Below are 14,946 nucleotides of genomic sequence, written 5' to 3'. Positions count from 1 at the left end.
GGCTCAGCCGCGCAGCCTCACCGGGAGCGCGGTGAGCCGGCTGCCCTGGATGCCGCCGAAGTCCGTCTGCCGCAGGTCGGCGTACGGCACCGCGAGCCGCGCCCGGGGGAAGCCGGTGCGCACGACCTCCACGAGCGCGCGCAGTTCGAGCTGGGCGAGCTGCGCACCGGTGCAGTAGTGCGGCCCCGCGCCGAAGGTGAGGTCCGCGCCGATCGCCCGGCCGGGATCGAGGTTGATGCCCTGGATGTCGACGAGCACCGGGGAGCGGGCGGGCAGCGCCACCCCGGCGAGCTCGACCGCCGCCGAGGTGAACCTCCACAGGGTGAAGGGCGCCGGCACGTGCCGCCGCAGCGTCTCCCGGACGAACGCCTCGGCCTCCGACGGCTCAGGGGCGGCGTCGAGGGCGCGGGCCAGCAGGAAGCCGAGGGACGGGTCGGTGGTGAGCTGGCCGGCGTAGATCAGCGTGAAGATCAGGTATCGCAGCTGCGGTTCGGTGATCCCGGCGGGGACCCGGTCGCGCAGTTCGGCGGCCAGGCCGTGCCCGCCCTCGGCGAGCGCGGCGCCGGCCAGCTCCGCGAAGGCGGCCATCGCCCCTCCCACCTCCTCCGGATCGTCGCTGTACATGCTGCGGCAGGCCGCGATGGCCTGGTCGATCCGGTCCAGCGGCACCCCGAGCACGTCGCAGACCACGGTGAGCGGGAAGCGGGTGGCGAAGTCGGCCATCAGGTCGACGGTCTCGCCGGTGGCGGCCAGCCGGGTCAGCAGGTCGTGGGCGAGCTCGGCGATCCGGCCGGCGTAGGAGGCCATCCGGCGTGCCGTGAAGAGCGGGGCGTGCGCCCTGCGCAGCAGCTCGTGGGCCGGTCCGTCGAGGGTGGTGAGCGACGGCTGCGCGGCGGCGGTCGGTTCCAGGCCCGCGGTCCGAGGGTCCCAGCTCACCGGGGCCCACGCCGGGTCCTTGACGATGTGCGGATGGACGAGGGCCCGGCGGGCGAGCGCCTCGTCGGTGATGATCCACGCCGGGCCGCCGGCGGGGGCGTCGACCCGGACGAGGGGACCGGCGGCGCGCAGGGCGGCGCGGGCGGGCTGGGGCTCGCCGATCGTGCGGACGGTGACGGCGAACGGGTCGACGCCGACGTAGGGGGCTTCGGTCACGGGATCTCCTTGCGAACGGTCGGGGGCGGCGCTCACCGCGCGCGCCTGGGCAGCAGGAACATCAGCGCGGCGGCGCCGGCGTAGCAGGCGGCCTGCCAGGGCAGGATCGCGCCCAGGGCGGCGCCGTAGGCGGCCGGGCCGCCCTCTCCGCCGGCGGCGGAGTCCTCCAGCCGGGTGAAGAAGACGAGGCCGAGGACGGCGACGCCGAGCGCGTTGCCGATCTGCGTCACGGTGGTCAGCACCCCGCCCGCCGCGCCGGCGTCCCGGCCGGGCACCCCGGCGAGCACGACGTTGATCAGCGCGGGCGCGGTCAGGCCCAGCCCCAGGCCGCCCAGCAGCAGCGGCGCGGCCAGCAGCCAGGCGGCGGGTTCGGCGCCGTCGCGGACGACCAGGTGGAGGACGGCCTGGGAGACGGCCAGCGTCAGCGAACCGGACACCAGCACGGCGCGGCCGGCGCGACCGGCGAGCTGGACCCCGACGCCGGAGGTGATGATCGAGCCGATGGCGAAGGGCAGGATCACCAGCCCGGTTTCGAGTGCCGTGTACCCGGCGCCGTACTGGAGGTAGAGGGACAGCACGAGGAAGAACGAGCCCAGCGCCCCGAAGAACAGCAGCGAGGCCGCCAGCCCTCCGGCGAAGGCCCGCACGCGCAGCAGGGCCGGGTCGAGGATGGGCTGCCCGCCGAGGGCGACCAGCCGCCGCTGCCTGACGAGGAACGCGGCGGTCACGGGGACGACCAGCGCCATGACGAGGAAGCTCCACCAGGGCCACCCCCACTCCCGTCCCTGCACGAGAGGCAGGAGCAGGAGCACCGTGGCGGAGGCGGCGAGCGCCGCGCCGGGCAGGTCGAGCCGGGTGCGGCCGGGCTCGCGGGAGTCGGGCATGTACTGGGCCCCGAGGGCGAGCCCGGCGGCCGCGATCGGCACGTTGACCCAGAAGATCGCCCGCCAGCCCAGCCCGAACAGGTCGGCCTCGACCAGGACCCCGCCGAGCAGCGGGCCGGCGACCGAGGCCAGGCCGAGCACGGCGCCGTACGCGCCGAGGGCCCTGGCGCGGGCGGCGGGCTCGAAGGAGGCCCGGATGATGCCGAACACCTGCGGGATCATCAGGCCGCCGGCGAGCCCCTGCGCGACACGCGCGGCGACCAGGGCGCCGGAGCCCGGAGCCAGCCCGCAGGCCGCCGAGGCGAGCGTGAACGCGGTCAGTCCGAGGAGGAACACGCGCCGGCGCCCGTGCTGGTCGCCGGCGCGCCCCCCGGTGATGAGGCCGGCCCCCACGGCGAGCGTGTATCCGGCGACCATCCACTGCAGTTCGGCGTCGCTCGCGCCCAGGTCCGCGGCGATCGCCGGGAGCGCGACGCTGACGATGGTGGCGTCGAGAAGCTCCATGAAGGACGCGGTGAGGATCGCGGCCAGGACGAGGACCGCCGGACGCCCTGACAGCAGGGCGGCCTGGCGGGGTGGGGAGATGGTCATAGTGCGTGGGTGCTCCTCGGTCCGCTAGAATGGCTGCATAACGCAGTAGCTGCGTAATGCAGCTAATTTATAGCAGAATATCTGCGCGACGCAGCAATATGTGGAGGCGGTCGGCGATGAAGGAGCGGCAGGCGCTGGTGGCCGAGCTGGTCAAGGACGCGATACCGGTCTGGGCGATCGCGGTCGTGCGCCTCAACAAGGTCGTCGCCGACCGCCTCGGCGTGGCCGAGAGCGACGTGCAGTGCCTGCACGTGCTGGGCCGGCGCGGCCCGGCGACCCCGGGCGCCCTGGCCAAGGAGGTGAACCTCACCACCGGCTCGGCCTCGCGCATGATCGACCGGCTCGTCGCGGCGGGCTGCGTGCGGCGGGTCGCCGACCCCGGCGACCGCAGGCGGGTGCTCATCGAGCCCACCCAGGACGGCCTCGACCGGGTCAGCGCCGCCTACGCCGGGCTGATCGCCCGCAGCGAGGACGCCCTCGGCGCCTTCGACGAGCACGCCCTGGAGGCCATCCTCCAGTTCGTCAGATCAGCCGAACGCGACACCACCGCCGAGTTCCGGCGCCTGCACACCGCTCCCGGCCCGGCCGAGCAGGAAGGGTCCTGATTCACCCCTGACCCAGCTCGGCGAACAGCCGCGCGACGAGCTCGCCCCGGCTGGAGACGCCCGTCTTGCCGAAGACCGTCTTCAGGTGGCCCCGGACGGTGTGCGAGGAGATGAACAGCGTGGCGGCGATCTCGGCGGTGGGCAGCCCCCGGGCCACCAGCTGGGCGATCTCCAGCTCGCGCGGCGTCAGCCCGTAGGCCCCGGCGGCGATGACCGCGACGTCGGCCGGGGTGGCGGGCTCGATGACGAGCGCCACCGGGCCCGGCCGCCCGCCCGGGCCGGTGAGACAGGAGGCGTGACACGTCAGCCAGCGGCCGTCGACGGCCCGGATGCGCGTCCGGGCGCTGCCGCGTTCGCGGCCCCGCGAGATGGCGCGCGCCTGCAACGCCGTGCCGACCACCCAGATGGGCAGCCTCAGCCCCAGCGCCGACGGGACCGACGGGCCGTCCGGCAGCCGCGCGAGATGCCGGCGCGCCTCCTCGTTGATGGACGTGGCCTCCCCGTACTCGTCGAAGAGCAGCAGCCCCGGGGCGGCTCCGACGGCGGCGCCGCCCGGCTCGTACGGACGGGCGAGCCGGCGCAGCCGGTCGGCGAGCGGCCCCGACAGGCGGGCCAGCAACGCGACCTCGTCCGGGCCGAACGCGGCCCCCGGCCGCGTGCGGAACAGGCTGACCACCCCCCACGGCCGCTCGCCGATCCGCAGCACGGCGCGGAGCTCGTCGTCCACGCCCTGGCTCCCGAGCACGCGGCGGTAGCGCGCGCTGCGCGCCGGCAGGTCGCCGGTGGCCGCGCGCAGCCCGGCCGCCGGGACCGGGGCCCTGGCCAGGTCACGGAAGGCCAGGACGTTCTCCTCCAGAAGCTCGCTCTCCCAGTAGGCGGCGCAGCCTTCGCCGGAGCCGAGGTTCTCCACCAGCATGGGCGCGGTGACGAGGCCCGTCTCGGGATCGGTGGCGGTCCACACGGCGGCGTCGAACGGGACGAGCCGCCGCAGCCTGGCCGAGGCGCGGGTGAACAGCTCCAGCGCGTCGGCGGCACGCTCGGTGGCCGACATCACCTCGGTGTGCCGCCGCGGGTCGGTCATCGAGCCTCCTGTGGTCCGGACGCCGGTGAGTCTGCCGGGTCTCCCCATGGAAGCCAACCCCCCGTTCGAGGGGGATCATCCCCCGCCGGGCGGCCCCGGGCGGGGGTGGGGCCCGGCGTCGCGGGCGGCCAGGCTCGAACCCCACGACGAAGGGGAACACATGCACATCGCAGTCGTCGGCGCCGGGGCCGCCGCGGTCGCCCTGCTGGACCACCTGGCGGCCGGCGCCGCCCCGCCCGGCGCCGTCACCGTCCTGGAGCCGTCCCCGCACCTGTGGCGCGGCCGTCCGTACGCGCCCGACCTGGACACGGTGCTGGTCAACGCGCCGCCTTCGATCATGTCGATCCGGCACTCGGACGCCGGGCACTACGCCGCCTGGCTGGGGGAGCGCGGTCCCGCCCATCTGGACGAGCTGCTGGGACAGCCGCTGGTGCCCCGCGCGACGTTCGGCGACTACCTGGCGGAGACCGCCGGGACGGCGCTGGCCACGCTGCGCGGGCGCGGCTGGCGCGTACGCGTCCTGGCCGGGCGCGTCACCTCGGTGGCCCGCGCGGGAGGCCGGTTGCTGCTGCGCACCGAGCAGGGACAGGAGCACGCGGCCGATCACGCGGCCGATCACGCGGCCGATCATGTGGTTCTGTGTGTGGGCGGCGGGACGCCCCCGGACCACTACGGCCTGGCCGGGACGCCCGGCTTTGTGGCCGACCCGTACCCGCTGGCGGGCACGCTGGAGCGGATCCCGGCGGAGAGTGTCGTGGCGGTCGTCGGCAGCGGCCTGACGGCGGTCGACGTGGTCGTCGCGCTCGCCGGGCGCGGGCACACGGGGCCGATCCGGCTGGTGTCGCGCAGCGGCCTGCTGCCCCACGTCTGGCAGCGCCCGCTCGACCACCGGCCGATACACCTCACCGTGGAGCGGGTCGCGGCGCTGCACCGGGAGAACGGCGCCGTCACGGTCGACGACCTCGTCCGGCTGCTGCGCGCCGAGGTGGGCGAGGCGGGGGAGGACTTCGACGACTTCGCGGCCGGTCTGCTGGCGGCCCGGCACGAGGACCCCGTCCGGAGGCTGCGGCGGCAGCTCGCCGCCGTAGGCGACGGCGCGATCGCCCGCCGCGTCCTGCAGACGGCGTCGCACACCGTCGGCGCGTACGCCTGGCGGCTGCTGGCCGAGTCCGAGCGCGCGCGGCTGCGGCGGCACTTCCGGCTGGCGACGAGCGTGGTCTCGCCCATGGTGCCGGTGAACGCGTCCGTCCTGCTGCGGCTGGCGGACTCGGGGCAGCTCACCATGGCCGCCGGAGTGCGCGGGATCGAGGCGTCCGACGGCCGGTTCCGGCTGCGCGGGGACGACGGCGTGTGGACCGCCGACACCGTCGTCAACGCCGTGAACGCACCGCCGCAGTCCGTCCCGCCGGCCGCCCGCGAACTGGTCGCCTCGCTGGTGACCGGCGGCCTGGCGGCCGCGCCGCCGGCCGGTGGGATCGTCCCGGTCGATCCGCGCCTGCATGTGGCCGGGGATCTCGCCGGGGGCGGCTCGTTCGTCACGTCCGGCATTCCGGGGGTCGCCGCCCGCGCCGCGAGCGCCGCCGAGGCGGCGCTCGCGGGCTGACGGGGACGACCTTCGCCGCCCGCGCGATCCGGGCCGGTGCCGGCCGTCGTCAGTGGGAGACCTCGTACGGGATGATCTCGGCCAGGGCGGTGGCCCCGCCCATGCCGTAGTCGGCCCGGAGCCGTACGTACCGTGCCGAGACGCCGGTCAGGTCGACGTCGTTCGGCGCCGTCATCATCGGCCACTCGACCCGCTTGACGTCCCTGAACGTCGTGCCGTCGTCGCTCACCTGCACGACGCCCTTGCGGACGGTGCCGTTCATGTCGTAGCGCAGCTTGGGCTGGAAGCGGACCGCGGACAGCTCCCGGACCCGGCCCAGGTCCACGGTGATGTGGTGCGGCTGCGGCGGGGGACCGGGGTAGTAGGAGTGGAAGTCGGTCGTGACGTCACCGTCGACGGCGCGAGCCGGGTCGCCGGCGCCGGGCTTGAAGGTGCTCGCCGTCGCGCTCAGCTCGGCCGGGGGCACCCTGGTGCCGGCCGGGACCGGAGGCCAGACGCCCGGCGCGTGCTCGGGCTCGTCGGCGACGGCCGGCCGGTCGGGGCCGGTGCCCTTGCCCCGGATCACCACGTCGGTGATGACCGAGCCGTGGTCGGAGTAGAACGGGTAGGGCTGGTCGAGCCAGCTCTCCTGGTGGCGGGGCAGCCGGCGGTCGTCGATGCGGGAGCCGAGCACGCGGACGCCCTGGCCGCGGGTGAAGATGTAGTCGATGCGGGCGGGCGCGGACCGGAAGCCGCTGAGCGAGCTCCAGGTGCGGCCGGGATGGAGCCCCGCGTCGGGGTTGGCGTGGCGGAAGGTGTCGGTGAAGCCCGCGTCGGTGAACATCTTGGTGAGCGGCCACGGCAGCACCATGCCCGCGTGCCCGCGCGCGTTCGCGAACTGCTCGGTCCAGTCCAAATGCGGCCAGGCGTTGAGGTCGCCGCCCATGAGCACCGGGGCGTCGTCGTCGCCGATGAAGGACGGCAGCGCCTTCTCCAGGATCGACCTGCCCATGGCGACCCGGCGGAAGTTGTCGTTCTCGGCGAGCTGCTGGTCGGTCTTCGTCCGGGGCATGCCGTAGAGGTTCTGCACGGCCGCCTCGTGGCCGTCCCAGTTGGCGGAGAGCTCGTGCCAGGTCCACATGCTGAACGCGTGGACGTGCTTGCCGTCGGGCAGGCCGAGGCGGGCGCCGCCGAGGTTGAAGGAGGAGATCTCCTCGTCGGCGTAACGCGGGTAGACCTTCTCGATCTTCAGCTTCGTGTACAGCCACAGGTTGTCGCCGTTGACGCTGTAGTCCTCGGGCTGGGTGAGCTGCGCGGCGGTGTAGCGGTCGCCTTCGGCCCGCCCGGCGTTGAGCCCGTCCAGGATCTTCTGGCCGGACCCGTACGCCTCGACCACGAACAGCACGTCGGGATCGACCTCGTTGAGGTATTCGATCATCTGGGTGACGTTCTCACCCGTCTTCTCCTGGCCGTTGATCGTGCCGCCGACGTAGAGGTTCCACGACATGAGGCGCAGCGGCGTGCCCACGCGCTTCTCCGGCAGCGACGTGACCGAGACGTCCACGGTCACCTCGCCGGCGGGCCTCGGGAAGGAGCGGCTGCGGGCGCGCCCGTCACGGGTGTAGACGGTGTCGCGCGCCCACACCTGCTCACCGGTCCTGACCGTGGTGACGAACTCCTGGACGTGGTGCGGGCGGCGCTTGCCCGTCGCCACGACCGTGCAGGGGCTGCCGGGCTCCGGCGCCTCGCAGTCCAGCCGGTACGAGGCCGGCCTGGCGCCGGGGTCGGCCGAGGCCGGAGCCGGGGCCAGCAGCCCGGCGAGGGCCAGGGCGAGGGCCATGGTGGTGGCCATGGGAGGAATTAACTTGCGCATGGACTTCCTTCTGCCGAATGCCGGGCGTGGCCGGCGGTGTGAGGGTGGTGGGATCCCGGGAGGAGTCAGACGAGGCGCCGGGGCGCGGCGGGGCGGGCGATCGAGCCTTCCGGCGAGAAGAACCGCTCGTCCACGTGGTCCAGCGCCAGGCAGGCCGCGCCCAGCGCGACGCATTCCTCGCCGAGCGTCGAGGGCCGGATCTCGGGGACGCGCAGGCAGTGGGGTTCGAGGGCGCGGCGGAGCGCGGGCAGCAGGACGTCGGCCGAGCGGGAGAACCCGCCGCCCAGGACGACCAGCTCGGGGTCCAGCGTCAGCACCATGGCGGCGGTGCCGAGCGCGAGCTGGTGGGCGTAGGTGTCGACGGCGGCCAGGGCGGCCGGGTCGCCGGTGCGGGCGGAGCCGAAGACGAGCCCGGCGGCGTCCTCGGGCGCGGCGCCTTCGGCCACGGTCGAGTTCTCCAGGTGGCCGGCCATGGTGCGCCAGCCGGTGATCTCCATGAGGCCGACCTCGCCGGTGGCGCCGCTGAAGCCGTGGTGCAGCCGGCCGTTGAGGATGAGCGCGGCCCCGGGCCGCCGGCCGGCGTGCAGGTAGACCAGGTCGCGGACGCCTGCCGCGACGCCCAGCCGCTGTTCGGCGAGGGCGGCGAGCTTGCTGTCGTTCTCGATGGTGATCGGGCAGGACAGCCGCTGCCCGAGGTGGCCGATCAGGTCGACCCCGGCCCAGTCGGGCAGGGCGTTGACCCGGGTGACGACGCCTTCCCGGTTGACGACGCCGATGCTGCCTGCGGCGACGCCCCACAGGTCGGGCATGGCCGGGCCGGCCGCGACGAGCGCGGCGTCGACGGCCCGGTCCACGGCCTCCAGCCGCTCGTCCCGGGTGGTGCCGGGGTCCACGGCAACCCTGCCGCTGGCGACCGTCTGCCCGGCCAGGTCGGTGATCATGGCCAGGACCTTGTGGACCCCTATGTCGATGCCGAGCACGTGCCCGGCGTCGGCGCGGAAGCGGTAGCGCTTGGCGGGCCGTCCCATGCCGCCCGGGGCGGGCTCGACCTCGGCGATCCAGCCGCGTTCCTGAAGGTCGGTGACGACGTCGACCATGGATCCCCGGGACAGCCCGGTCTGCGTGGCCAGCTCGGTGAGCGTCAGCGGACCGCGGGCCTCACGCAGGGCGCGGATGCTGCTCAGCGAGTTCAGCTGGCGCAGCCGCTGAAGGTCTCCGCCGCTGACCTGCACGGGCTCTCTCTTCACTATCTATGGTCTCCAGACGAAGTCGGTCGCGCTTACCGGGGATCATCGGCCAATCGGGGCTTGACTGCAAGACCTAATCCGTGAATATCTATGGACTCCACAATAAATCGGGGAGTTCGGGCAAAATGACAGTGACCTTAGCCGTCGTCGGAGCGGGAGCCCGTGGCCAGATCTACGCCCGCGCGGCGGTGGCCGGTGGGCGGGCGCGGATCGTGGCCGTGGCCGACCCGGACCCGGCCCGGCGCGCCAAGCTGGCCGCCGAGCACGGCCTGCCGGAGGAGGCCTGCTTCACCGGCTGGGCCGAACTGGCCGCCGTGCCGAAGCTGGCCGACGCCGTGGTCATCGCCACCCAGGACCGGTTGCACGCCGATCCGGCCGTGGCCTTCGCCGGGCTGGGCTACGCCATCCTGCTGGAGAAGCCCATGGCTCCCACCGAGCCGGAGGCGCGCAGGATCGTCGAGGCCGTCGAGCGCGCCGGCGTCGTCTTCGCGGTCTGCCACGTGCTCCGCTACACCGCCTACACCAGGGCGTTCAAGGAGCTCGTGGGAGGCGGCCGGCTCGGCACGATCTCCAGCGTCCAGCACCTGGAGCCGGTGGGCTGGTGGCACATGGCCCACTCCTTCGTGCGGGGCTCCTGGCGCAACGCCGCCGAGTCGGGGCCGATGCTGCTGACCAAGTCCTGCCACGACATCGACTGGCTGCTCCACCTCGTCGGGGACGAGCCGGTCGGCGTGGCGTCGTTCGGCTCGCTGACCCACTTCCGGCCGGAGAACCGGCCGCAGGGCGCGGGCGAGCGCTGCGTGAGCTGCGCGGTCGAGCCCACCTGCCCGTACTCGGCCGCACGGCTCTACCTGGGCTGCCTCGGCGACCCGGACCGGGAGTTCTGGCCGCTCGGCCCGGTCACCTCCGAGGCCACCCCGGCCGGCGTCATGCGCGCGCTGGAGACCGGCCCGTACGGCCGCTGCGTCTACGACTGCGACAACGACGTTGTCGACCAGCAGGTCGTGACGATGGAGTTCGCGCGGGGCGCCACCGTGTCGTTCACCATGACCGCCTTCACCCCGCTGGAACACCGCAAGACCAGGGTCTTCGGCACGCACGGCTTCGCCGAGGGCGACGGCCGGGCCATCAGGGTCGTCGACTTCGTGACCGGGGAAGAGGAGACGATCGACACCGGGACCCGCGCGGGCGCGTCGCTGGCCGACGGCCACGGCGGCGGCGACGCGGGCCTCGTCGCGGCCTTCGTCGACGCCGTGGCGGCCGGCGACCAGGCGCCGATCGGCGCGAGCGCGGCCGACGCGCTGGCCGGGCACCTCGTCGTCTGGGCCGCCGAGCGGGCCCGCGAGACCAGGACGGTGCAGGCCCTGTGACGACGACGATCCCGGCGCCCGCCCGCCTCACCCCCGGCGAAGGGCGGTTCACGCTCACCGCCGCCACCGCGCTGACCGCCGACCCGGCGCTGAGCAGGGCCGCGGCGTGGCTGCGCGAGACCCTCGGCCCGGCCACCGGCCTGCCGCTGCCCGAAGGGCCCGGCGGGGTGGAGATCCGCCTCGCCGGAGGGCTCGGGCCCGAGGAGTACCGGCTCACCGTCACGGCGGAATCGGTGCTGATCGAGGCCGCCGCCCCGGCCGGCGCCTTCTACGGAGCCCAGACGCTGCGCCAGCTCCTCGACCCGGCGGCGTTCCGGGCCGCCCGCACCGGCGGCAGGACGTGGAGCGTCCCCGCCGTCACGGTCGCCGACGCGCCCAGGTACGCCTGGCGCGGCTGCCTCATCGACGTGGCCCGCCACTTCCTGCCCAAGAACGACCTGCTGCGCTACATCGACCTGCTGGCCACGCACAAGCTCAACGTCCTGCACCTGCACCTGACCGACGACCAGGGCTGGCGGCTGGAGATCGCGAAGTACCCGAAGCTCACCGAGACCGGGGCCTGGCGGCGGGAGTCGCCGCTGGGGGCCAAGCGGCACCGCCTGTTCGACGGGCGCCCGCACGGCGGCTTCTACAGCCAGGAGGACATCAGGGAGATCGTCGCCTACGCGGCCGACCGGTTCGTCACGGTCGTCCCGGAGATCGACCTGCCCGGCCACACCCAGGCCGCCATCGCCTCCTACCCGGAGCTGGGCAACCTGGACACCCCGCTGGACGTGCGCACCGAGTGGGGCGTCGGCGAGAACGTGCTCAACGTCGCCGACGAGACGATCGCCTTCTTCACCGACGTCCTGGACGAGGTCCTGGAGCTGTTCCCCGGCGAGTACGTCTGCGTCGGCGGCGACGAGGTCCCCAAGACCCAGTGGAACGAGAGCGTCCCGGCCAAGGAACGCATCCGCGAGCTGGGCCTGCGTGACGCCGAGGAACTGCAGACCTGGCTCATGCGGCACTTCACCGACTACCTGCTGACCCGGGGGCGCAAGCCGCTCGGCTGGGACGAGCTCCTGGAGGGCGGCCTGCCGCCGGGGGTCACGGTCGCCGCCTGGCGGGGTGACAAGTGCACGACGCTGGCCGCGCGGGCCGGTCACGACGTGGTCGTCTCGCCGTTCGCGGAGACGTACCTGGACTTCCGCCAGGCCGAGGGCGACCAGGAGCCGGTGCCGATCGGCAGCGTGACCTCCCTGCGCGCGGTGCACGCCTTCGACCCGGTCCCGGCCGGTCTCGGCGGCGAGGAACGCGACAGGATCCTCGGCGCGCAGGCGGCGCTGTGGACCGAGCACATCGACTCGCCCCGGCTCCTCGACTACATGGCCTTCCCCCGCCTGGCCGCCTTCGCCGAGGCGGTGTGGAGCGACGAGCGTGACTTCGGGGACTTCCTCGCCCGGCTCGCCGTACACGAAAAGCGGCTCGACGCGCTGGGCGTGGAGTATCGCCCGGCCGGCGGCCCGCACCCCTGGCAGCGACGTCCCGACGCCCCCGGCCACCCCCGGACCAGGGCCGAGATCGACGGCAAGCTCGCCGCCTGGACCGCGAACCTGCGGTCCTGAACCCCCCACCTGGAGAAACCATGCGCTTCCGCCTCCCCCTGGCCGGGCTCCTCGGCCTCGCCGTCCTCGCCGCCGGCTGCGGCTCGTCCAGCGAGCCCGCCGCCGACGGCAAGGCCGCCATCACCTACGCGATCTGGGACAAGAACGACCAGGCCAGCGCCGAGAAGATCATCGCCGCGTTCCAGCAGGCCAACCCGAACGTCACGGTCAAGCTGGAGATCACGCCGTGGGACCAGTACTGGACCAAGCTCCAGACGGCCGCGTCCGGCGGCGCCGCGCCCGACGTCTTCTGGATGAACAGCCTCAACGTCCGCATGTACGCCAAGGGCGGCATCATCGCCCCGGTCGACGACGCCAAGGCCGAGGGCCTGCCGGAGGCGGTCGTCGACGGTTACCGCTACGACGGCAAGCTGTACGCGCTGCCGCACAACGTGAGCATCCCGGCGCTCTGGTACGACAAGAAGATCTTCGACGCGGCCGGCGTCGACTACCCCACCGCCGACTGGACCTGGGACGACGTCAAGGCGGCCGCCAAGAAGCTGACCGACCCGGCCAAGAAGCAGTTCGGCATCATGGCCCCCATGTGGGACCAGGGCGGCTTCTACCCCACGATGATCCAGGCCGGCGGCCACGTGCTCTCGCCCGACGGCAAGAAGAGCGGCTTCGACGATCCCGCGTCCATCAAGGGCCTGGAGTTCTGGACCGACCTGATCAAGGACAAGGTCGCGCCCGTCGCCGAGGTCTACACCGACACCGACCCCATCCAGCTCTTCCAGTCCGGCAAGTACGGCATGTACTACGGCGGCGTCTGGTTCGCCTCCACCTTCTGGTCCAACCCCGAGATCCGCGAGCGGATCGACGTGGCCCCGCTGCCCGCCGGTCCGGCGAAGGAAGCCGTCATCCTGCTCGGCCTGGCCAACGCCGTCTCGGCCAAGAGCGAGCACCCGGCGGAGTCGGCGGCGTTCGCCGAGTTCGTCTCCTCCGAGCCGGCCCAGAAGATCCTCAGCGACAGCGGCGGCGGCGCCCTCTCGCTCCGCCCGGGCACCCAGGACGGCTGGTTCAAGGCCTTCCCCTCCTTCCACCTGAAGGAGACGTACGAGGCCTCGATGCCGCACGGCGTGCCGTACCCGGCGACGCTGAACACCGCGCAGTGGCAGGACGTGCAGCAGAAACTGCTCGCCGACGCCTGGGCGGGCAAGCGGCCGGTGGCCGACGTCGCCAAGGAGATCGCGGTGCAGATGAACGAGATCCTGGCCAAGGAGTAACGGATGCTCTCCAAGCGCGAGTGGGTGTGGGGCTATCTCCTCATCGCCCCGATGGCGCTGGGTCTGGCCGTCTTCTACCTGTGGCCCATCGCCCAGACGCTGTATCTCAGCTTCACCGAGTCGGGCGTCTTCGGCGGGCATACCTGGGTGGGGACGGCCAACTTCACCGACCTGCTCGGCGACGAGGAGATGCTCGGCGCGCTCGGCAACACCGTGCTCTACGCGGTGCTGGTGCTGGCGGGCGTGCCGGTGGCCATCGTCGTGGCGGCGCTGCTGAACGTGCCTGGGCTGCGCGGCATGAGCGTCTACCGGACGCTGTACTTCCTGCCCGTCGTCACCATGCCTGCCGCGATCGGCCTGACCTGGCGCTACCTGTTCAACGGCGACTTCGGCGCGATCAACTACCTCCTGGGCAAGCTGGGGATCGACGGGCCGTACTGGGTGGGCGATCCCGACTTCGCCATCTACGCGATCGCGATCGTCGGGGTGTGGAGCTCGGTCGGCTACAACGCGGTGCTCTTCCTGGCGGGGCTCCAGGGCATCCCGCGCCAGTACTACGAGGCGGCCTCGATGGACGGCGCGGGGCGGCTGCGGCAGTTCTTCCGCATCACGCTCCCGCTGCTCACGCCGACCACGTTCTTCGTCATCGTGATCACCATGATCAACGCGCTGCAGGTCTTCGACCTGGTCTATCTCATGATCGACACGACCAGCCCGGCGTTGAACGGCAGCCGCACGATCGTCTACCTCTTCTTCGAGAAGGGCTTCGTGCAGAACCAGCGGGGGCTGGCCGCGGCCATCGCCGTGGTGCTGCTCGGGCTGATCCTCGTGCTGACCGCCGTCCAGTTCAGGCTGCAGAAGAGGTGGGTGCACTATGAGTAGGCCCAGGACCTGGCCCGCCCATGTGATCCTGACGGCGGGCGCGCTGGTGATGATCGCGCCCTTCGTCTGGCAGGTCGTGGTCTCGCTGCAGACGCTGCCCGACTCGCTGCGGGTGCCGCCGAAGTTCACCCCCTCCTGGGAGTGGTCGAACTTCCCGGAGGTCTTCCGCTCGGTGCCGCTGGCCAGGCAGTTCGTCAACACGGTGCTGGTCACCGTGGCCGTCACCGCGGGGCAGTTGCTGCTGTGCTCGATGGCCGCCTTCGCCTTCGCCCGGCTGCGCTTCCCCGGCAGGGGCGCCATCTTCATGGTCTTCCTGGCCATGCTCATGGTCCCCGGCGAGCTGTTCATCATCCCGCGCTACGAGATCATGCAGGGGCTCGGCTGGCTCAACACGCTGCAGGCGCTGATCGCGCCGGGCGTGTTCGGGGCGTTCGGCACGTTCCTGCTCAGGCAGTTCTTCCTCACCCTGCCCAAGGAACTGGACGAGGCCGCGCGGCTCGACGGCGCCAACCCGCTGCAGATCTACTGGCACATCATGCTGCCGCTGGTCAGGCCGGGGTTGCTGGCGCTGGGGCTGCTGACCGTCATGTGGTCGTGGAGCAGCCTGCTCTGGCCGCTGATCGTCAACACCGATCCGGAGATGATGACGCTCTCGGCCGGGCTCGCCTCGCTGCGCGGGCAGTTCCAGACCAACTTCCCGATCCTGTTCGCCGGTTCCGTCGTGGCCTCGCTGCCCGTGATCGCGCTGTTCGTGTTCATGCAGCGGCAGCTCATCGCCGGTATCGCGTTCACCGGCTCGAAGGGCTGACC

12 protein-coding genes are annotated in these 14,946 nt (G+C 73.0%); 7 read left to right on the top strand and 5 right to left on the bottom strand.

All coding sequences use genetic code 11. From position 1 onward, the window contains the following. Nucleotides 1-3 precede the first annotated feature (3 nt). Nucleotides 4-1,152, bottom strand: coding sequence for a cytochrome P450 (locus tag ADY59_RS05275; protein ID WP_049558361.1), 1,149 nt, complete (start codon nt 1,150-1,152; stop codon nt 4-6). 32 nt (nt 1,153-1,184) lie between these two features. Beyond that, nucleotides 1,185-2,627 (bottom strand): MFS transporter, encoded by a 1,443-nt coding sequence (locus ADY59_RS05270; protein WP_049558359.1) that lies wholly within the window; start codon nt 2,625-2,627, stop codon nt 1,185-1,187. A 116-nt stretch (nt 2,628-2,743) separates the two neighbouring features. On the opposite strand from ADY59_RS05270, the gene ADY59_RS05265 reads away from it, so the two are divergent. Continuing rightward, a complete protein-coding gene (locus tag ADY59_RS05265; protein WP_063780561.1) occupies nt 2,744-3,232 on the top strand; it encodes a MarR family winged helix-turn-helix transcriptional regulator in 489 nt (162 codons plus the stop codon). 1 nt (nt 3,233) lies between these two features. On the opposite strand, the gene ADY59_RS05260 is transcribed toward ADY59_RS05265, so the two are convergent. Beyond that, entirely contained in the window at nt 3,234-4,313 is a 1,080-nt protein-coding gene (locus ADY59_RS05260) for a helix-turn-helix domain-containing protein (protein ID WP_049558355.1), read from the bottom strand. Nucleotides 4,314-4,473: 160 nt separating this feature from the next. Here ADY59_RS05260 and ADY59_RS05255 point away from each other — a divergent pair, with 160 nt between their 5' ends. Then, complete coding sequence (locus tag ADY59_RS05255) at nt 4,474-5,916, top strand: FAD/NAD(P)-binding protein (RefSeq protein WP_049558353.1); 1,443 nt, start codon at nt 4,474-4,476, stop codon at nt 5,914-5,916. Between the two features lie 49 nt (nt 5,917-5,965). On the opposite strand, the gene ADY59_RS05250 is transcribed toward ADY59_RS05255, so the two are convergent. Together ADY59_RS05250 and ADY59_RS05245 are read right to left on the bottom strand one after the other, a co-directional pair. Then, a complete protein-coding gene (locus tag ADY59_RS05250) occupies nt 5,966-7,768 on the bottom strand; it encodes a discoidin domain-containing protein (RefSeq protein WP_082309872.1) in 1,803 nt (600 codons plus the stop codon). Nucleotides 7,769-7,833: 65 nt separating this feature from the next. Then, nucleotides 7,834-9,015, bottom strand: coding sequence for an ROK family transcriptional regulator (locus ADY59_RS05245; RefSeq protein WP_231618557.1), 1,182 nt, complete (start codon nt 9,013-9,015; stop codon nt 7,834-7,836). Between the two features lie 125 nt (nt 9,016-9,140). Here ADY59_RS05245 and ADY59_RS05240 point away from each other — a divergent pair, with 125 nt between their 5' ends. The 5 genes from ADY59_RS05240 to ADY59_RS05220 are packed head-to-tail and all read left to right on the top strand — an operon-like array spanning nt 9,141 to nt 14,944. Further along, nucleotides 9,141-10,385 carry a Gfo/Idh/MocA family protein gene (locus ADY59_RS05240; RefSeq protein ID WP_049558345.1) on the top strand — a complete coding sequence of 415 codons (1,245 nt, stop codon included), beginning with the start codon at nt 9,141-9,143 and terminating at the stop codon, nt 10,383-10,385. Beyond that, complete coding sequence (locus ADY59_RS05235) at nt 10,382-11,989, top strand: beta-N-acetylhexosaminidase (RefSeq protein ID WP_049558342.1); 1,608 nt, start codon at nt 10,382-10,384, stop codon at nt 11,987-11,989. Before ADY59_RS05240 ends, ADY59_RS05235 begins: the two co-directional genes overlap by 4 nt. A 20-nt stretch (nt 11,990-12,009) precedes the next feature. After that, a complete protein-coding gene (locus ADY59_RS05230) occupies nt 12,010-13,254 on the top strand; it encodes an ABC transporter substrate-binding protein (protein WP_049558340.1) in 1,245 nt (414 codons plus the stop codon). 3 nt (nt 13,255-13,257) lie between these two features. Then, nucleotides 13,258-14,136, top strand: coding sequence for a carbohydrate ABC transporter permease (locus ADY59_RS05225; protein WP_049558339.1), 879 nt, complete (start codon nt 13,258-13,260; stop codon nt 14,134-14,136). Continuing rightward, nucleotides 14,129-14,944: a carbohydrate ABC transporter permease gene (locus ADY59_RS05220; RefSeq protein ID WP_049558337.1), complete on the top strand. Its 816-nt coding sequence runs from the start codon at nt 14,129-14,131 to the stop codon at nt 14,942-14,944. The genes ADY59_RS05225 and ADY59_RS05220 overlap by 8 nt, the downstream gene beginning before the upstream one ends. Nucleotides 14,945-14,946 lie beyond the last annotated feature (2 nt).

Source organism: Nonomuraea sp. SBT364 (assembly GCF_001083785.1).
Taxonomy (GTDB): domain Bacteria; phylum Actinomycetota; class Actinomycetes; order Streptosporangiales; family Streptosporangiaceae; genus Nonomuraea.
This window is presented reverse-complemented; position numbering and strand designations above follow the sequence as displayed.